The following is an 18,215-nucleotide window of genomic DNA, read 5'->3' as shown; positions in this document are numbered from 1 at the left end:
GATTCGTAGCAATAGGATTTTGTTTTTATAGATAAAAGACACTTTCGTTTGCGGGTCTGGAAGAAACGACTTGAACGTTTTTTTTGGCGGATTTCATCTCGTTGATAAAGGAATTAAAGACAAAAGCATTTTTTTGAATAACACTGCCTTCAAAAGCAACGACTACATCGGTATCTTCATTACAAGATAATAAAGTCTTGGCGATATCCCGTCCGGCTTGAATCGCAAGCGATTGTAAAAATTGATTCCCTTCAAAGGAAGTATACAAGGTTGCTAGTTTTGCGACTTCAGTTTTTGGTTTTGAATAGACCGTTTGAATGATAGAACTTCGATCAGGAAAACGCTCTTTAAGTGTAGGTACTAATTCCATAAAGTCTAGAGGACTCTCTGAAAAATCAATATAATGGATATATGCTTTTAAAATCTCTTTTCCAAGCCAATAACCACTGCCTTCGTCGCCTAATATATGTCCCCAACCGCCTTTTTGAACAAACTGCCCTTTTTGACGAGAAAGAAGGGAAGAACCAGTTCCTGCAATAAAAAGATTACCATCATTGTTTTTAAAGGTTGCGATATGGCTCATTTTCAAGTCGGAATCAACCGTAAATCGACATTGTATTTTATGTTTGAAAGTAGCATTTAATTCCGAAAGAAGCGTTCCTGCTCCTGCCATTCCGATAGAGATAGAAGAAATATCAGAGTATGACAGACGATTTTTAGACAGTAATGTCTCTATGACTTGCATGACATTAGAAACTGCTAAATCAAAGTTCACAATCGGATTACCCATTTCTCCAGTATATTCGTCTACTTTTTGTGTTTGTTTATATAAGATTCCTGTTGTCTTTGTTCCGCCAGCATCTATCCCAATTTTCATCGAATCCCTCCTCTTGTTTGTTACTATTATCGTAAATCAAATAGGGAATGAATGCAATCTCATTTTTATTATGAAGCTTTGTTTTTTTAGGTGTTGTAACAGTGATTTTTCACTAGAAGCTTCTATATTAAAATAGAAAAATCACAAATTTTGTGATACTCTAGATAAGTATAAATTTTAAAGAAAGCAAAGGGGGCCTTTGGATGATAGAGCTGATTGCAACAGTTGAATCAATCCAACAAGCAAAAGATTTGCTTGAAGCAGGCGTGGATACGATTTATTTCGGGGAAGACCAATTTGGGCTTCGTCTTCCGATGTCGTTTACACGTGAGGAACAAAAAGAATTAACAGAATTGGCGCACCGATATGGAAAGAAAGCAAGCGTTGCGGTAAACGCGATTTTCCATAATGAAGGGATTGCGCTCGTTCCGGAATACTTAACCTTTTTAAAGGAAATTGGTGCGGATAACATTGCGGTAGGAGATCCAGGAGTGGTTCAAATTATGAAGAATCCTGAGTATTCGATTCCGTACCGTTATGATGCAGCCGTACTAGTGACAAGTAGTCGTCAAGTCAACTTCTGGGGAAAACGTGGTGCCGTTGGTGCGGTCATTGCGCGCGAAATTCCTCGTGAAGAGATGAAAATCTTGGCGGCGGGTGTAGAAATTCCAATTGAGGTTCTTGTTTATGGAGCAACTTGTATCCATCATTCAAAACGTCCACTTTTAAATAACTATTTCAATTATATTGAGAAAAAAGAATCAGTTGAAAAACGCCGTGGTCTGTTTGTGTCAGAACCAGCAGATGACGATTCTCACTATTCCATCTACGAAGATATGAATGGAACGCATATTTTTGCGAACAACGACGTGTTATTAGCACCATATTTGTTAGAATTAACAGAAATGGGGATTCCGCAATGGAAGCTAGACGGAGTACTCGCTCCAGGGGAAAACTTTGTCGAAGTGGCAAAATTATTCGTGAATGCTCGTAATGAAATCGAAGCAGGAACATGGACTACTGAAAAGAGCGCCAGTCTTGAATTACAAGTGCGTGCCCTTCATCCAGAAGTTCGTGGCCTTGAAGCAGGGTTTTACTTATTAAATCCAGAAGATGTGAAATAGGAGAGAGTCAAATGGGAAGAAAGATATTGAAAAAACCTGAAGTACTTGCTCCAGCGGGTACTCTTGAAAAATTAAAAACAGCTATTTTATACGGAGCAGATGCCGTTTTCCTTGGTGGGGAAGCGTACGGACTTCGTAGCCGTGCAGGGAACTTCGACTTTGCGGAAATGAAAGAAGCCGTTGATTTTGCCCATGCACATAACGCAAAAGTATATATCGCAGCCAACATGGTGACGCACGAAGGCGACGAAAAAGGAGCGGGAGATTTCTTCCGTACCGTTCGTGACATCGGAATCGATGCAGCCATTATTAGTGACATGGCCTTAATGGATATCTGTGCCTCAGAAGCACCAGGATTACCTATCCATTTATCAACACAATCTTCAGCAGCTAACTATGAAACGCTCAACTTCTGGAAAGACGAAGGATTAGAACGTGTCGTATTAGCGCGTGAAGTTTCAATGGAAGAAATCAAAGAAATGCAAGAAAAAGTGGATGTCGAAATTGAAGCATTCATCCACGGTGCAATGTGTATTTCTTATTCAGGACGTTGTGTATTATCTAACCACATGGTACATCGTGATGCGAACCGTGGTGGATGTGCGCAATCTTGTCGTTGGAAATACGGTCTGTTTGATATGCCATTTGCTGGTGAAAAGAATATGGTTGGTGCGGGTGAAGAAGGAATCGAAGAGAAATTCTCTATGAGTGCCGTTGACCTAGCGATGATTCAGAACCTACCAGATTTAATTGAAGCTGGTGTAGATAGTTTGAAGATTGAAGGTCGTATGAAGTCCATTCACTATGTTTCTACGGTTTCAAATGTTTACCGTGCAGCGGTGGATTCTTACTGCGAAGATCCAGACAACTATGTATGTAAACAAGAATGGATTGACGAGTTATGGAAAGCAGCCCAACGTGAATTAGCAACTGGGTTCTATTACCAAGTTCCAACCGAACATGAGCAATTATTTGGCCCACGCCGTCAAATTCCTCAATATGCGTTCGTTGGACAAGTATTGGAATATGATCCAGAAACACAGATGGCTACCGTTCAACAACGAAACAATTTCAAAGTCGGAGACCAAATCGAGTTCTACGGACCTGGAATGCGTCATCACGAAGAAGTGTTAACTCAGTTGTGGGATGAAAATGGGGAAGAAATCGAAGCGGCCCCTCATGCCATGATGATTTGTAAAATGAAAGTAACGGAACCAGTAAAACCGTTAGATATGATTCGTAAACGTCGTTAAGATGAATTTTGAATAGAAAGAAGGAATGTAAATGTCATTACCAAATTGCCCTAAATGTGGTTCAGAATACACATGTGAAGATGGTGTATTATTAGTATGCCCTGAGTGTGCGTATGAGTGGGAACCAGGATCAGAAGTTGAAGAAGGTCCTGTAGCGATCGATGCAAACGGAAATAAATTACAAGATGGCGATACTGTAACAGTCATCAAAGACTTGAAAGTAAAAGGCGCTCCGAAAGATATTAAGCAAGGAACACGTGTGAAGAATATTCGCATCGTGGAAGGCAATCATAATATCGATTGTAAGATAGATGGTTTCGGCGCAATGAAACTTAAATCTGAGTTTGTTAAAAAGATTTAATGGGAGTCCCTCGACTCAGTGAAATTTACCAAACTCAGTAATAAGTTTTATTGCTTCTCAGTGAGAGAAGGGCTTCGGAGTGTATTGAGCCAAGGTCTCAATCCTACCGAGCCTCAAAGATTCTCTAGAAAATCAATTTTCAAGAGAATCTAATTCGCATCGGTTACTGGTCGCTATTGTTGTTATTATAGAATCCAAAGGGCTTTTTCTGTAGTCCCTCTAGAAAACTGGAACTTTATACATGCTCATATTAAGTTTCTTGCTTCTCAGGAAGAGGACCGGCTTCGGCTTTTTAGTGCTTATTAAAGAGGGGGCTTTTTTTTCGTCCCTCGACTTAGTGAGCTTCACCAAACTTAGTGATCAGTTTTATTGCTTCTCATGAAGAGCAGGATTCGGCTTTGTGGTGCTTTTAACTATAAAAGTAGGGTGCTTTTTTCGTCCCTCGACTCAGTGAACTTTAGCAAACTTAGTAAAAAGTTTGATTGCGATGGATTATTATAATGCGACCGTGCAGGTGTTTTATGGAATCATCGTTTTACTCATTACGGCAGCAACATTAGTGTTCTTTAGAAGTATTTCTGAGGTGAATCCATCTGAAGAATTTCATGAAATGAGTGCAAAGCGTAGCAGGTGGATCAAGTGGGATGTTTTGTTTAAAGTAATCGGGCTTGTTTGTTCAGCAACTATTTTTCCGATTGGGGAAAGTTTGGCAGTGCTCATTACACTCTGCGGATTAGTCATTCCTAATCAGTTCCGTAATTAAAATTTAATAAATAAGGATTGTATGCATAGGAATCGTTTTCTTATGCATATTTTTATGACTTATTTTAGACCAGCGTTCTTGAAATTTGATTTCTACTGTGTTACATTCAAACTAAGGAGTCGAAAACGCTTTTGTGTAGGCGTTTCTGTGCTTTTTTTCACATATTTCAAATAGGAGAAGTGGCAGTTTTGGAACAGTATCATACAGGTACCATTCGATTGATGGGAACCGTCATCGAATTGAAAATTGCGTATCCAGAAGGCGAGCGTTTAGTGGCTGAAGTTTTCGAGCAATTGAAGCGATATGAGCATCGTTTTAGCGCGAATGACCCAACTTCAGAACTGATGGCTGTAAACTTGGCAGCTGGGAAACATGCAGTCGCTGTTCATCCAGAGATTTTTCATTTGGTGAAATTGGGGCTGGAGAATAGTCTAGCTGCAGGAAGTCGGATGAATATCTTGATTGGTCCAGTTGTTCAAACATGGCGCGTGGGCTTTAGTGATGCAAGAGTACCAACGGATGAGGAAATTAAAGCCAAACTGCAACTGACCGATGCAACGAAAGTCGAATTGGATGAAGCCAGTCAAACGATTTTTCTGTTGGAAGAAGGAATGCGAATCGACCTTGGCTGTATTGCCAAAGGATACATTGCTGACTTAGTGATGCAACAGCTGAAAGAGCTTGGAGTGACCTCTGCGCTCATTAACCTTGGTGGGAATGTTCTCACGCTAGGCCCTGCTATTCATCATGAAGATGGGAATTGGTGGATTGGGATTCAAAATCCTAAACTCCTGCGTGGAGAAAATGTGGCGCTTCTTCCGATTCAAGAGGAGTCGATTGTCACATCAGGTGTCTACGAGCGGGTACTTGAAGTGGATGGGAAGAAATACCATCATATTTTGGATCCTAATACAGGATACCCAGCAGAAACAGATGTTGCTAGTCTGACGATTGTATCGAAACGTTCGGTTGACTGTGAGATATGGACAACAAGACTCTTTGGAAAAAAAGCACATGAAATCTTATTCGAAGTGGAACAAAACCCTAACATCGAAGCTGTGTTGATTTTAGACGATGATCGTATTTTCTACACATCAGGACTCGCTTCAAAGATTCAATTACTCGAAAGGAAGTACTCAAATGGTTAAATTAATCGGTTTAGTCGGAACAAACTCAAAAAAATCAACAAACCGTCAACTATTACAATACATTCAAAAACATTTTTCAGAACAGGCGGAAATTGAACTTGTCGAAATTAAAGACTTACCAATGTTCAACAAACCAACTCCAAAAGTAGTGCCACAAGAAGCACAAGTAATTGCAGATAAAATTGCTGCAGCAGATGGAGTCATCATTAGTACACCAGAATATGATCACTCATGCCCAGCTGTATTAATGAACGCTTTAGCATGGTTATCTTATGGTATCTATCCATTATTAAACAAACCTGTCATGATTACAGGGGCATCTTACGGAACACTCGGATCTTCACGTGCACAAAGTCAATTACGTCAAATCTTAGACGCACCAGAAATTAAAGCACGCGTTTTACCAAGTGATGAATTCTTATTAGGTCACGCCTTACAAGCATTTGACGAAGAAGGCAACTTAAAAGATGCAGCAACTGTTGAAAAATTAGAAAAGATTTTCGCAGATTACTTATTATTCATTGAAATTACAGGACAATTAGTTCGTGCCAACGAAGCTCGTGCAAAAGAAGCGAAAAACTTCTCATGGGACAGTTCTAAAAAATAAGGAGTGACAGTAAAGTATGAAAATTATTGGTATCGTAGGATCAAATGCGGAATTTTCGCATAACCGTTTATTATTACAATTTATCGAAAAGAAATTCGGTGACTTATTCGAGTTTGAAATCTTAGAAATTAAAGATATTCCAATGTTCAACCAAGACGAAGATCAATCTAAGAGCTTCCCAGTACAATACATGTACAACAAATTAATCCGTGCAGATGGTGTGATTATCGCAACACCTGAACACAACCACACCATTACAGCTGCGTTGAAGAGTACATTAGAATGGATGTCATTCAACTTACACCCATTCGAAAACAAACCTGTAATGATTATGGGAGCTTCTCACTATGATCAAGGAACTTCTCGTGCGCAAGTGCATTTACGTAAAATCTTGGACGCTCCAGGGGTAAACGCATATGTATTGCCAGGGAACGAATTCCTATTAGGAAAAGCAAAAGAAGCGTTTGACGAAGAAGGAAATATTAAGAGCGAAGGAACTGTTGCGTTCTTACGTTCATGCTTAGAAAACTTCGTGAAATATGTGGAGGTTGTAAAAGTGTTACGCAAACCATTACCAACTCCTCCAGAAGATTTAGACTGCACAAACCCAATTTCTACAACAGTTCAAGGCGTAGATCCTGATGATCCAGAATGGGTTGAAAAAGCAAGTGAAATCGTTGGAGCGGCTCAAGGAAACGACTATGTTCGCTTAGACCACGGTTTATTAACCGTTGACCAAATCGATATGTTCTTAAAAGCTTTACCATTTGAAGTAACATATGCCGATGACAACAACCAATTCTTGTACTATAACTTCAACAAACCAGCAAACAAAATGTTGGCTCCACGTGTGCCATCTCAATCTGGTAACCGTTTAGGAACTGTTCACCCACCACGTACCTTCAAAAATGTGGAATACCTCATTGCGAACTTACGTGCAGGAAACGTGGATTACTTCCGTACAATCGTTCCGAACACTCCACCAGAAATCATCAACGTACACAACTATCAAGCAATGTACTATCCTGATGGTTCTTACGCTGGAATTAACGAAATCGTATTTGACTTCAAACCATGGTTAGATTGGTACTTACAAACAACTGGCCAACGTTTAGTCAGCGCAAATGGGGCAGCTCCTGTAGCTGACGCAACAAGCGGCGCTTCAAACAGCGGACACTCAGCTCCAGCTCCAGCAGCAGATGCGACAAGTGGTGCTTCAGATAGCGGGCATTCAGCTCCAGCTCAAGCACAAGCAGTAGATGCTACAAGTGGTGCTTCAGAACATTAAGAGGTTCAATGAAAAAACTAGGCATTTTTTGCCTAGTTTTTTTGATTTTAGAGACAAATTTTAACTCTGTTTTCCCCACAGAAACAATTGGAAATGATTTTCTCAAAAGTAATTAAAATGTAAAGTTTATAGTATCCAAATGTAGCCGTTTTGGGATATAATGATGACGAATAGAATGAATGGAGAATTTCAATGGAGACTTCAAATTATCAAACGGGACTTTCTAAGTCAAATGCGCATCCACATCCTCCTGAAAAACAAAAACGGAAGAGGAGCGCAGCTTTAGATGGCTTGAAAGGTTTTTTTATACTTGCAATTATTTTATATTATTATTTTCAACATTTATTGCCTGGGGGCTTTTTGGCGGTAAATGGTTTTCTTGTAGTTGGGGGCTATTTAACCTTTAGACAGAATAAGAAGACTTTTGCCGAAGATTATCAAGAGAGATTCTCGTGGAAGAGTCTAAAAAGAATGTTTTTCCCGATGCTCTTTATGATTATCACGACCGTTGCTACGCTTTTTTTAATCGCACCGCAAATGTTATCCAATATTAGAGGAATGGCGCTATCCGCACTGTTCTTTGTCAATAACGATTATCAAATCTTTAGTCAACAATCTTATTTTGTACAGTCTGCTAATCCGAGTCCTTTTGTCCATCTTTGGTACGTTTCGTTATATGTCCAATTATTAATTGTTGGATTCTTGCTGAGAAAATGGATGAAGAAGATGAACTTTCTGCGGATGCAAGAGTTCGCACTGTTAGCATTTCTAACGATTGCTTCAGCAGTGGGGATGGCAGCTTTATATTGGTGGGAACAAGATCCATCGCATGTGTACTATCTTGTGTCAACTCGACTGTTCTCATTCACTTTAGGTGCTTCACTAAGCTATATTCATGAAGGAAAACTCTTAATCCCAGAAGACCATTCGAATAAGGGGAACTTGAATATTGCCAGCATCATTAGTATGGGGGCGCTCATTTGGATGCTCGTGACCTTCAATGGGATGCAAGCGGAAGTGTATTACATGATCATGCTAGTGTCTTCCATTGTCATGACATTACTGGTTTCATTTGCCATTCGTGAAGGCGTATGGCTTCACTATATCATTAGTTTTAAAGGCTTTACTTTCTTTGGAAAAAGAAGTTACTCTTATTACTTATGGTTTTATCCAATTCACTTAATCTTGCCATCCTTTTTACGGGGGGTTGAAGATTACTGGTTGAATGTTTTGATTCAATGGATCACGATAATTGTACTAGCTGAAATCACTTATCAATTATTTGAAAAAGAACGGATTCTGCTTCCGATTGGACAAGCGCATAGTCCGTACCGGTTAACGGCGTATATGAAATCCAACCTTCCAAAAGGCTTGAAACACTTCGGAATTGCTTTTTCATTAGTGTATCTGGTCTTTGCGGGATTAGCAGGAATTGGATTTGCGCAGGAAAAAGACCAAACCAGTGTGGTTCATGAAGTAGAAGAAAAAATTCGCAAAAATCAGGAATTGCTTCAAGAAACAACTGTGGAACCTACTACGGAAGCTGTCACAACCGTAAATTCGGAAGTAAAGGCCAATATAGAACAACAAGTTCGACAAACGCCAATTACTTTTGTAGGAGATTCCGTCTTATTAGCTTCTGCCAATAAATTAAGAGAAGTCTTTCCAAATGCTTATGTGGACGGTGAAGTGGGACGTCAATTGTATTACAGTACTCCTGTCGTTCAAAAACTAGTGCAACAAGGAAGATTATCTCAAACGGTCGTATTTGTACTTGGTTCAAACGGAGCCTTTGCAAGTGCGCAAATCGATTCTCTCATTCAAGCAGCAGGCAACCGTGACATTTTCTTAGTAACGGCAGGATATGAAATTAAATGGGCAAAAGAAGTAAACGATCAGCTGAAAGCAGCCGCTGAACGGTATCCAAATGTGCATTTAATCGACTGGGGAACTTATGCGAAAGGACGCACGAAAGAGTTGCTCTTCGAGGATGAAATTCATCCAAATGATACTGGAGCAGCCGAGATGGCGAACTTAATCTTGCAAGAAATGGTGAAATTAAATTTACAATAATGTTAAAGACGACTCAAATGGGTCGTCTTTTTTATTTTCTAAAAATATTTTTGAAAACGCTATTGACAAATGAGTGTACTAAGCGCATAATACAGTTAAAAGAAAGTGTATTATTCGATTAATACACTGATACAATCGAAAGAAAGGAGAAGCCGATGATTGTATTTGATAAAAGAAGTCCGGTTTACGAGCAAATTGTCGCGTATTTCAAGGCGGAAATAGTATCCAAACGGCTAAAACCCGGACAAGAAATGCCAAGTAGACGAGAACTGGCTCAGGTGATGCAAGTGAATCCGAATACGGTTCAAAGGGCATTTCATGAAATGGAGGCTATCGGTCTTGTGACAACGGGAAATAATGTAATGAGTAGAGTGACAGAAGATGAGGATAGAATCGAACAGCTAAAAGAAGAAATGTTGGAAGAAGCTATTACGAGTTTTGTCGATGCGATTGCTCCGCTTCATCTCTCTCAAAAAGAGATTATCGACCATCTGAGTCAGAAATTGTGATAGGAAGGAGAGTTCTAAATGTTAACGGTACAAAATTTAAGTAAGAAATTTGGAAAAAAACAAGTGTTAGATGATATTTCGTTTAACGCGAAAAAAGGGGAAGTCACAGCGCTCATCGGTGTGAATGGGATTGGGAAAACAACCATTATGAATTCTATTGCGGGCTTACTCCCTTATGACAAAGGCGAAATCGTGATTGATGATATGCCAGTGCGTAAGGTGTTTGCTGAGAAAGTCAGCTACATTACGGATAGTTCTATTATCTCTCCAAATCAAACGGTAGATGAAGCGATTGATTTTATGCGTACCTTCTATCCAAACTGGAATCGTGCGAAAGAAAAACATTTATTGAAGTTCTTCCGATTGAACTTAAAAGACGAAGTGAGGTCTCTTTCGAAAGGGAATGTAGCTAAGTTGAATTTACTGCTTGGAATGGGACTTGACACAGATTATATTTTGATGGACGAACCATTCTCCGGAATTGACGTCTTTACACGTGAAGAGATTGCACGCGTGTTTACGAGTGATTTATTAGACGGACGTGGCGTACTAATTACAACACATGAAATTAATGATATTGAGTACATTGTAGACAAGGCGCTCTTGCTAGATGGAGGAAAAATCGTTAAAGAATTTTATCCAGAACAAGTTCGTGAAGAAGAAGGAAAGTCTATCGTAGATGTGATGAGGGAGGTATACTTACAATGAGAAAAGTCATTCAACTAACGCTTTATAATTTAGGGCAGGCCAAAGGATTTATTCTCGTTACGGCACTGCTTCAAGTATTGATTCAAGTCGGTCTTCAGTTTTTTACGATAGTAACTTCTGGGCTGCTGAGTGGAATGAGAATTTTAACTGAAAAACAAGAAATTCTTCGAGTAGTTCTCGTAGAAATCAATATTGGATTACCTGTATTTTTTGCAGGAGTGGCCATTCTTGTCTATAGTGCGATGATTTGGTCGAAAGAGTGGAGTACAAAGGGTTCCTTCATTTACCGATTATTGATGTTGCCAGGGTCCCGCTTTAGTGTGTACTTATCGAAGTTACTAACAATGCTGATCATCACGTTCTTCCTACAAGGTGTTCAAGTGATAGGAGTATTCTTAAATTACACTCTTTCAAAACTATTTATTCCGAGTCTTGATTCCTATCATGTGACACCATGGTCTCTTGTGACGAATTCCATTGCTATGCAGACGGTTGTTCCGAAATATGCGACTCAATTTTTCTTCTTCTTTCTATTTGGGATAGCGGCTATCGTAACCATCTTCCAAATCACCTTATTAGTGGTGGGAGTTGAAAAAAAATCCACAACAACGAAATTAATGAGTATCATCGGATATATCTTACTCCTTATCATTTATGTAGGAACCGTCTCTCGTTACCAATGGAGTTTCTATTTCATCGGGTCAGAAACCATTCTCTATTTAGGAACGGGAATAATCGTGTGGATTATCGGCAATTTATTACTCAGTGATTATTTATTAAATCATAAGGTCAGCGTATAAGGAGGTTTGGACAATGAAATCAAGAAAATTTGCAACAGTCATCTTTGCGCTCGGTGGTCTCATGTTCCTTAGTAGTGTAGGATTTGCAGTCTATAAAGATGTCAAATCTGCTCCTGTCTCTCTGCAGTTATCACAAGAAGAGAAAAAACTCGTTGAAGGAGCGACGTTTCAGTTTACGCCCTATACACAAGATATTACCGATCATAATGGTGCTACTCACGCACTTTTAGACGGAGAAGTGAAGCGAATTGGTTTTGGAGATCATCTCTACTCGTACAGTTTACGAAATCAAATGAAAGATTTTTCAGTACTTGATAGACCCCATTACGGAACTTCTATCACTTTCAAAGGATATAAACTCTATTACGGATCACAATTCAATGTGTATCAGACGAATTCTGATCCAGTGATTGGGTATACATTGATGAATACCGAGACGAAAGAGTTGGTTTCCAATACGGTATCCATTCCAAAAGAAATCCGAGGGGACCGTACGTATATTGAAACTCCTACCTTCTACAGAGATGGGGATACTTTATACGCAGTTATGCAATGGAGCGATGCTGATAGAGAGCATTATCTATTAACGTTTTCGATTGACTTGAAGACGGGGACTCCTTCTAAATTGGAAAAAGTCAATTTACCAGGAAATCTACAAGAATTCCACTGGAGAGTCGCTTCAAGCGAGAAAGTCTATGATCCGCAAAGACTCATCATGGGGTCTTCTTATTCGAAAGAAAACCAATTCCATTGGATAACTTTTGATGCGAAGAAGAAACAATTCAATGAGATTGAATCGACTGAGACGATGGCTTTTGAAAACACAAGTGTATATGTAGTGGAGGATCAAGTGTATTTAATCTCTACTGAAAAATCGAAAGAATTGTCTCAAAGTCCAGGATATCAAGAGCCAAGTGAACGAAAGAATAATAAATTGACTCTATACAAAATTGGTGCCAATCATCAATTAGAACTTAGTCAAACGATTGAAACAGATCCATATGCTCCACTTCCATACTTAAATCAAGGGAATTTGGTGATGATTTCTTTAGTAGACGGAAAACCAACACTACGAGTACAATCGCTCAAAACAAAAGAAATATTATTATCCAAACCGATCGATGTGATTGAAAAAGTGTTCTTTACGAATGCCAATAGCTATCGTGGTGGGGATCGCTAAAATAAAAAAGCTACGTTAGGATTTCCTAACGTAGCTTTTTCGTTTATGCTTTTTCTTCAGTTTTCAAGTGTGGGTTTGGAAGAAGATGGTTCACTCCGATAGCAATCAACGCGCCGATGAGGGTATCCAAAATTCTTTGAATCGCATAGGCGGTATTTTGTCCTGCCTCCACATTAAAGAAAATGACTAGGAAGGTTGAACATGAATTAATAACGCCGGTTTTATTGAATTGATTACAAAATAAAATGATTAAGATAATTCCAATCGGTGCTAGTAATAAATCCGTATATTCTTGGTACGGAAGAATTGCTCTTAATTGGAACAGCAGAATAGCGACCACCCCACCTGTAGTGTTACCTACAAAACGAGAAAGCGCAAATTTAAAGGTTTGTTCGTGGTCGGTTCTTAGGCTAAAGATGGCGGACAGTGCAGCCAGCATCGGAGAACCACGATGTAATACTCTAAATAGCACAACGCAAAGAAATACAGATATAGCGGTTTTTAAAGTACGTAGTCCGATATGAAATGGATTTTTTGAAGTTTGGGACACGCTCTCACCTCTCTTTAAAGATACCGTTATTATAATATACGATAGTGAAAAATGACAAAAATTTGAAAAATGAACCTAATAGGTGTATTATAGTGTTAAGAGGTGATGAAGATGCATGAAGCATTTGTATTAATTGTTGTAAATGCCATTCGAGAAAGATATCTCTCAGAAAAAGCATTTTACACACAAGAATTAGGTATTAGTGGGCAAAGTTGGACAAGATGGAAGAATGGAGAGAGAGGATTGAAATCTGAAAATATGCAGAAGATTTCAATGCTATTTACGGACTACGAGTGGATGCTGGCACATAAAATTGCCAGAAATGCGGAGGTTCTTCCTGAAGTGGCTTCTGATCCGGTGGCAGAGTATTTAAGATTAAAAGTTCAAATTGCTAATCATTGGATTCGTCAAGAAAATGTCCGAGTAGAGTGGAAGACAGCGGCTGTTAGTAAGGGAAAATTCAAAGAGAATGTGACCATCTTACGCATTGCGACGAATTATGGAAGTTGGAGTTATCAAGATATTATTGAAATTCGAATTGTGGGGATTACGCATAAACAAATTGGAACGAAGAAACAAGGATTACTCGAGTGGATCAGGGACGAAAAAGCCCAACAAAAATATTTAGAATACGGTAAAAATGTATTTATTCCAGAAAATGATTCAGCAGAAAAATTTAATGTTTAAAATCACGGATACTCTCTTTAAAAGAAGGGGGTATCCATTTTTTTATAGGGTATTTTATGATAAAATTGAAAGATAAAGAAAGTGGTGAAATTGTGGCGAAAAGAAAGAAAAGAAAAAGTAAATTCGCGTTTCATCTTGTAGAGTGGTTTAAGTCATTATCTAAATTGACGGCGCTTCTCCTCGTAGCTGTAACGAGTGTTCTTTTAGCCGGTACCATCACATGGTTGTCTGAAAATAAACCGCAGCACAAGGCAGAAACGTCTACAAGAGAGACCTTCATAGAGACGCTTGCTCCAGCTGCACAAAAAGCGTATCGCGATTATGGAGTATTGCCAAGTGTCAGTTTGGCTCAGGCCATCCTCGAATCGAATTGGGGCGAGAGCTTATTAGCGAGCAAATATTATAATTTATATGGTGTAAAAGCGACGACCTCGCAACCGAATGTAGTGCTTGAGACAGCGGAATTTGTCAATGAAACATGGATTACGATTAATGGTCGTTTCCGCGTGTATGATAGCTGGGCGGATTCAGTAGAAGCTCATGCGCAACTATTGGCCTATGGGGTAGATTGGGATCCAACGCTCTATCATAAAGTGCTAGGGGCTAGAAATTATAAACAAGCAGCTCAAGCCTTACAAGATGCAGGATATGCCACCGACCCAACCTATGCACAAAAGCTGATTCAAATGATTGAAGAACATCATTTGGACCAATATGATAAATTGCCAAGCGAAGAAACGACTGTATCTGTGAGAAGAGGTTCTTAAGAAATCAAATTAATTTTAACGTATGCAAAAGGAGAGGATACACATGAGTCAATTATTACCAGGATCCATTGTCGGAATCATTGGGGGAGACGAGCAAGTTGCATCAGTTGCAATTGCTGCTAGAAAGATGGGGTATGTTGTATATAGCTACCATCAATCGAACGAGGCTGCTATTTCGATGGCAGAATACGAAATTGTGTCTTCTTATGATGACCGTGCATCCTTACTTGATTTTGCTGAGAAAGTAGATACTCTCCTTCTGATGACGAATTTAGTTTCTGTAGATACATTAGTGGCCTTAAGTAGTAAAACAAGATATTACCAGTCATTGGAGCTGGCCGAAATTTCTCAAAATCGTACGGTTGAAAAATTGTTTTTAGAAGAACATGCAATCAATGTAGCTCCTTATGGGATCATCACTCATATTGGAGAGTTACCGACTTTATTAGAAAGTATTGGACTTCCCGCTTTTCTAGAAAGTAATCAAGTGAACAGTCGATACGAAGAACCTATCGAATTATATGATCAAGATATTGACGAGCGAGTGTTGGGAAAAATCGAAGTAGGGCCAAGTATGTTGACTGCCTTTGTGCCAGCTCAACGCCATTTTTCATTAACCGTTGTTCGCGACTATGAGGATCGTGTAACGATTCTACCAATTACAGAAGATGTATATATCTCTGGAAAATTAAAGTATAGTATTGCTTCACGCCGGATGAATCCAGAATGGGTTCAAGAGCTGAAGAGAATCGCTTTTAAAGTTGTGGATTATCTTTCAGGGTCAGTGGTGCTATCGATTCAAGTCTTGATGGGAAATAATGGCATTTTTTATGTGAAATCGATTAATCAACTACCTTTAGTCCAACAACAATTTGGAAGTGCACAACTAGGAAAAGGATTATCGGACATCATCGCACGAGTAGCCACAGGACTTCCAGTGGAATACAAAGAACCTACGGAAGAAATGATTCTAGTGCCGATTTATGAATCCATGCTTGAAAAAGCAAGTTTATTAACATTATTAAAACCAAAATGGGATTTTGAATTCTTCCAAACCTCACCTAAGAGACAAACAGACATCTTAGGAGTGATTCGATTAAGTGGAAGATCCAGTGTGGATTTACTTGGAGAGATTGAAGTTTCAGATTTATTCTTTAATGGAAAATAGTTCCTCAAGGAAAGGAAAGAGTGAGTGAAAAATTCAAGTGAATTAATTAAGGGAATGAACCCTCGCCAAAAGGAAGCGGTCATGCATACACAAGGACCGCTTCTCGTAATGGCGGGTGCTGGAAGTGGAAAGACACGCGTGTTGACGCATCGAATGGCTTATATATTAGCCGAGGAAGAAGTGCAACCGTGGAATATTCTAGCGATTACGTTTACGAATAAAGCAGCTAGCGAGATGAAAGAACGTGTGAGTGCTCTAGTGGGCGAACAAGCTAACGATATGTGGGTCTCCACGTTCCACTCGATGTGCGTCCGCATTTTACGAAGAGATTGTGAACGCATCGGTCTTGCAAAGTCGTTTACGATTATCGATTCTGGGGATCAACTATCCGCTATGAAACGCATTATGCAAAAGTTGAATATTGATTCGGATAAGTTTGATGCGCGTGGAATCTTAGCAAGTATTAGTAATGCTAAAAATAATTTTGAAGATGCGGAAACCTTCGCAAAGACACATGCAAACTTCATGGACCAAATAACCGCGAAGTGCTATGTCGAATATGAAGCAGAAAAACGCAAAAATATGACCGTTGACTTTGATGATTTAATCATGTTAACGGTGAAATTGTTTAAAGAGCATTCAGATGTCTTAGCGTATTATCAACAAAAATTCCACTATATCCATGTGGATGAGTACCAAGATACAAACCATGCACAATATCTACTGGTGCAACTGCTAGCGGATAAGTTCAAAAATATTTGCGTGGTTGGGGATGCCGATCAAAGCATTTACGGTTGGCGTGGAGCCGATATGGAGAATATCTTGTCGTTTGAACACGATTATCCACAGGCGAAAGTGGTCTTACTAGAACAAAATTATCGTTCAACGAAGACAATTTTAAAAGCAGCCAATCAAGTGATTGAAAATAATCAAAATCGTAAACCAAAAGAGTTATGGACCGAAAATGAAGCAGGGGACAAGATTACCTATTATTGTGCGGCTTCCGGTTATGAAGAGTCTCGTTATGTGATGAGAACCATTCAAAAGATGGTAAATTTTGATGGGTACGATTATAGTGATTTTGCAGTTTTATACCGTAGTAATGCTCAATCACGGACCCTTGAAGAAGATTTGTTAAAGGCGAATATGCCTTTCAAAATGGTCGGGGGCCAACGATTCTACGAGCGTATGGAAATCAAGGATTTACTAGCCTATTTACGTTTATTAGTGAATCCGACCGATGACTTTAGCTTTAGACGTGTTGTGAATGCACCAAAACGCGGTATTGGTGGAAAGAGTATTGAAAAATTAGAAGACTTTGCTCAAATGCACGGCTTTTCTCTTTTAGAAGCTTCCGCTGAGACGACTCTTAATGGAATTAGTGGGAAAGCAGGAAAAGGATTAGCCGATTTTGCGAAGCTCATCAGCGATTTAACGAAGATGCAGGAGTTCGTTTCGCTAACGGATTTAATCGAAGAAGTCATGATAAAATCAGGCTACATTGCCTCTCTTGAACAGGCGCACACCATGGAAGCTGATGCGCGAATCGATAATATGCGCGAATTTCTATCCGTAGCCAAAGAATTCGAAGAAAAACGGTTCGATTCTGAAGCAGAGGAATCAGTTTTAGTTCAATTCTTAACGGATTTATCCTTAGTAACGGATATGGAAAATGAAGAAGAAACGAGTGCTTCGCAAATTACATTGATGACCTTGCATGCGGCAAAAGGGTTAGAGTTCCCAGTCGTTTTCCTTGTGGGGATGGAAGACGGAATTTTCCCTTCTGCAAGAACCTTACAAGAAGGTGATGAAGAAGAGGAGCGTCGATTGGCCTATGTGGGTATCACACGTGCAGAGAAAAAGCTCTTTATGACGCGTGCGTATTCAAGACTGCTCTATGGAAAAACGCAACATTACCGCGAATCTCGTTTTATGCAAGAAATTGATGACAAACTTCTTCAAAAAGAAGGAGAAACGATTAGCGACTCTTATTATTCAAGTAGTTTCTACTCAGAAAAGCCAAGTTATAACAGAAGTTCTTCTGCTGCAACGGGTGGGGGACTATTTGACCGTTACCGCAATACTAATGCGCAAAAGAATGAGGGATATTTACAAAAGAAACCTCACTCTTCTGCAAGCATTCAGCGTGTAGAAAAACCAACTCCAACGTCTGCTTCAACCGATGGATGGACGGTTGGTATGAAAGTATCTCATAAGAAATGGGGCACGGGAACTGTAGTCCGTATTACCGGTGAAGGAGATCGTCAAGAACTTGACGTGGCTTTTGCAGGGATGGGGATTAAACGACTCCTTGCAAGTTTTGCCCCAATTGAAAAAATCGAAGAATAGAGG

18 protein-coding genes are annotated in these 18,215 nt (G+C 39.4%); 16 read left to right on the top strand and 2 right to left on the bottom strand.

Annotation, left to right across the window (positions count from 1 at the left end):
* Positions 1–25: 25 nt before the first annotated feature.
* Positions 26–877, bottom strand: coding sequence for a BadF/BadG/BcrA/BcrD ATPase family protein (locus HMPREF3103_RS09095; RefSeq protein WP_070439461.1), 852 nt, complete (start codon positions 875–877; stop codon positions 26–28).
* Between the two features lie 203 nt (positions 878–1,080).
* On the opposite strand from HMPREF3103_RS09095, the gene HMPREF3103_RS09090 reads away from it, so the two are divergent.
* The 12 genes from HMPREF3103_RS09090 to HMPREF3103_RS09035 all read left to right on the top strand — a co-directional run bounded on the left by HMPREF3103_RS09090 (position 1,081) and on the right by HMPREF3103_RS09035 (position 12,691).
* Positions 1,081–2,001, top strand: coding sequence for a peptidase U32 family protein (locus tag HMPREF3103_RS09090; protein ID WP_070439458.1), 921 nt, complete (start codon positions 1,081–1,083; stop codon positions 1,999–2,001).
* Between the two features lie 11 nt (positions 2,002–2,012).
* Complete coding sequence (locus HMPREF3103_RS09085; protein WP_005607759.1) at positions 2,013–3,254, top strand: peptidase U32 family protein; 1,242 nt, start codon at positions 2,013–2,015, stop codon at positions 3,252–3,254.
* A gap of 31 nt (positions 3,255–3,285) precedes the next feature.
* The gene (locus tag HMPREF3103_RS09080; RefSeq protein WP_070439455.1) at positions 3,286–3,615 is read left to right on the top strand and encodes a zinc ribbon domain-containing protein YjdM; all 330 of its coding nucleotides are present in this window, start codon (positions 3,286–3,288) and stop codon (positions 3,613–3,615) included.
* Between the two features lie 487 nt (positions 3,616–4,102).
* On the top strand, positions 4,103–4,378 hold the full coding sequence (locus HMPREF3103_RS09075) for a hypothetical protein (protein ID WP_070439452.1): 276 nt from the start codon (positions 4,103–4,105) through the stop codon (positions 4,376–4,378).
* A 221-nt stretch (positions 4,379–4,599) separates the two neighbouring features.
* Positions 4,600–5,526: an FAD:protein FMN transferase gene (locus tag HMPREF3103_RS09070; protein ID WP_070439525.1), complete on the top strand. Its 927-nt coding sequence runs from the start codon at positions 4,600–4,602 to the stop codon at positions 5,524–5,526.
* The gene (locus tag HMPREF3103_RS09065) at positions 5,519–6,133 is read left to right on the top strand and encodes an NADPH-dependent FMN reductase (RefSeq protein WP_005607755.1); all 615 of its coding nucleotides are present in this window, start codon (positions 5,519–5,521) and stop codon (positions 6,131–6,133) included. The genes HMPREF3103_RS09070 and HMPREF3103_RS09065 overlap by 8 nt, the downstream gene beginning before the upstream one ends.
* 16 nt (positions 6,134–6,149) lie before the next feature.
* A complete protein-coding gene (locus HMPREF3103_RS09060; protein WP_005607754.1) occupies positions 6,150–7,421 on the top strand; it encodes an NAD(P)H-dependent oxidoreductase in 1,272 nt (423 codons plus the stop codon).
* A gap of 192 nt (positions 7,422–7,613) precedes the next feature.
* Positions 7,614–9,494, top strand: coding sequence for an acyltransferase family protein (locus HMPREF3103_RS09055; RefSeq protein ID WP_070439449.1), 1,881 nt, complete (start codon positions 7,614–7,616; stop codon positions 9,492–9,494).
* A gap of 155 nt (positions 9,495–9,649) precedes the next feature.
* Positions 9,650–10,003, top strand: a complete 354-nt coding sequence (locus HMPREF3103_RS09050) for a GntR family transcriptional regulator (RefSeq protein ID WP_049555093.1) — start codon at positions 9,650–9,652, stop codon at positions 10,001–10,003.
* A gap of 18 nt (positions 10,004–10,021) precedes the next feature.
* Positions 10,022–10,711, top strand: a complete 690-nt coding sequence (locus HMPREF3103_RS09045; RefSeq protein ID WP_049555092.1) for an ATP-binding cassette domain-containing protein — start codon at positions 10,022–10,024, stop codon at positions 10,709–10,711.
* Positions 10,708–11,511 carry a hypothetical protein gene (locus tag HMPREF3103_RS09040; RefSeq protein ID WP_070439446.1) on the top strand — a complete coding sequence of 268 codons (804 nt, stop codon included), beginning with the start codon at positions 10,708–10,710 and terminating at the stop codon, positions 11,509–11,511. The genes HMPREF3103_RS09045 and HMPREF3103_RS09040 overlap by 4 nt, the downstream gene beginning before the upstream one ends.
* A 13-nt stretch (positions 11,512–11,524) precedes the next feature.
* Positions 11,525–12,691, top strand: coding sequence for a hypothetical protein (locus HMPREF3103_RS09035; protein ID WP_070439443.1), 1,167 nt, complete (start codon positions 11,525–11,527; stop codon positions 12,689–12,691).
* A 43-nt stretch (positions 12,692–12,734) separates the two neighbouring features.
* Here the strand turns inward: HMPREF3103_RS09035 and HMPREF3103_RS09030 are convergent, their stop codons facing one another.
* The gene (locus HMPREF3103_RS09030) at positions 12,735–13,241 is read right to left on the bottom strand and encodes an FUSC family protein (RefSeq protein WP_039849251.1); all 507 of its coding nucleotides are present in this window, start codon (positions 13,239–13,241) and stop codon (positions 12,735–12,737) included.
* A 111-nt stretch (positions 13,242–13,352) separates the two neighbouring features.
* Between HMPREF3103_RS09030 and HMPREF3103_RS09025 the strand changes: the two genes are divergently transcribed.
* The 4 genes from HMPREF3103_RS09025 (at position 13,353) to pcrA (ending at position 18,212) form a co-directional block, all read left to right on the top strand.
* Positions 13,353–13,928: a hypothetical protein gene (locus tag HMPREF3103_RS09025; RefSeq protein WP_070439440.1), complete on the top strand. Its 576-nt coding sequence runs from the start codon at positions 13,353–13,355 to the stop codon at positions 13,926–13,928.
* A 92-nt stretch (positions 13,929–14,020) separates the two neighbouring features.
* Complete coding sequence (locus HMPREF3103_RS09020; RefSeq protein ID WP_070439522.1) at positions 14,021–14,695, top strand: glycoside hydrolase family 73 protein; 675 nt, start codon at positions 14,021–14,023, stop codon at positions 14,693–14,695.
* A 43-nt stretch (positions 14,696–14,738) separates the two neighbouring features.
* Complete coding sequence (locus tag HMPREF3103_RS09015) at positions 14,739–15,863, top strand: ATP-grasp domain-containing protein (RefSeq protein WP_246826974.1); 1,125 nt, start codon at positions 14,739–14,741, stop codon at positions 15,861–15,863.
* A 24-nt stretch (positions 15,864–15,887) separates the two neighbouring features.
* A complete protein-coding gene (pcrA, locus tag HMPREF3103_RS09010) occupies positions 15,888–18,212 on the top strand; it encodes a DNA helicase PcrA (protein ID WP_246826973.1) in 2,325 nt (774 codons plus the stop codon).
* Positions 18,213–18,215 lie beyond the last annotated feature (3 nt).

It is taken from the genome of Granulicatella sp. HMSC30F09, assembly GCF_001806915.1.
Classification (GTDB): domain Bacteria; phylum Bacillota; class Bacilli; order Lactobacillales; family Aerococcaceae; genus Granulicatella; species Granulicatella adiacens.
This window is presented reverse-complemented; position numbering and strand designations above follow the sequence as displayed.

Bases quoted from the DNA above. Each gene is read 5' to 3' on its own strand.
- HMPREF3103_RS09095 (WP_070439461.1), bottom strand. From the start codon at position 877: ATGAAAATTGGGATAGATGCTGGCGGAACAAAGACAACAGGAATCTTA.
- HMPREF3103_RS09090 (WP_070439458.1), top strand. From the start codon at position 1,081: ATGATAGAGCTGATTGCAACAGTTGAATCAATCCAACAAGCAAAAGAT.
- HMPREF3103_RS09085 (WP_005607759.1), top strand. From the start codon at position 2,013: ATGGGAAGAAAGATATTGAAAAAACCTGAAGTACTTGCTCCAGCGGGT.
- HMPREF3103_RS09080 (WP_070439455.1), top strand. From the start codon at position 3,286: ATGTCATTACCAAATTGCCCTAAATGTGGTTCAGAATACACATGTGAA.
- HMPREF3103_RS09075 (WP_070439452.1), top strand. From the start codon at position 4,103: ATGGATTATTATAATGCGACCGTGCAGGTGTTTTATGGAATCATCGTT.
- HMPREF3103_RS09070 (WP_070439525.1), top strand. From the start codon at position 4,600: ATGGGAACCGTCATCGAATTGAAAATTGCGTATCCAGAAGGCGAGCGT.
- HMPREF3103_RS09065 (WP_005607755.1), top strand. From the start codon at position 5,519: ATGGTTAAATTAATCGGTTTAGTCGGAACAAACTCAAAAAAATCAACA.
- HMPREF3103_RS09060 (WP_005607754.1), top strand. From the start codon at position 6,150: ATGAAAATTATTGGTATCGTAGGATCAAATGCGGAATTTTCGCATAAC.
- HMPREF3103_RS09055 (WP_070439449.1), top strand. From the start codon at position 7,614: ATGGAGACTTCAAATTATCAAACGGGACTTTCTAAGTCAAATGCGCAT.
- HMPREF3103_RS09050 (WP_049555093.1), top strand. From the start codon at position 9,650: ATGATTGTATTTGATAAAAGAAGTCCGGTTTACGAGCAAATTGTCGCG.
- HMPREF3103_RS09045 (WP_049555092.1), top strand. From the start codon at position 10,022: ATGTTAACGGTACAAAATTTAAGTAAGAAATTTGGAAAAAAACAAGTG.
- HMPREF3103_RS09040 (WP_070439446.1), top strand. From the start codon at position 10,708: ATGAGAAAAGTCATTCAACTAACGCTTTATAATTTAGGGCAGGCCAAA.
- HMPREF3103_RS09035 (WP_070439443.1), top strand. From the start codon at position 11,525: ATGAAATCAAGAAAATTTGCAACAGTCATCTTTGCGCTCGGTGGTCTC.
- HMPREF3103_RS09025 (WP_070439440.1), top strand. From the start codon at position 13,353: ATGCATGAAGCATTTGTATTAATTGTTGTAAATGCCATTCGAGAAAGA.
- HMPREF3103_RS09015 (WP_246826974.1), top strand. From the start codon at position 14,739: ATGAGTCAATTATTACCAGGATCCATTGTCGGAATCATTGGGGGAGAC.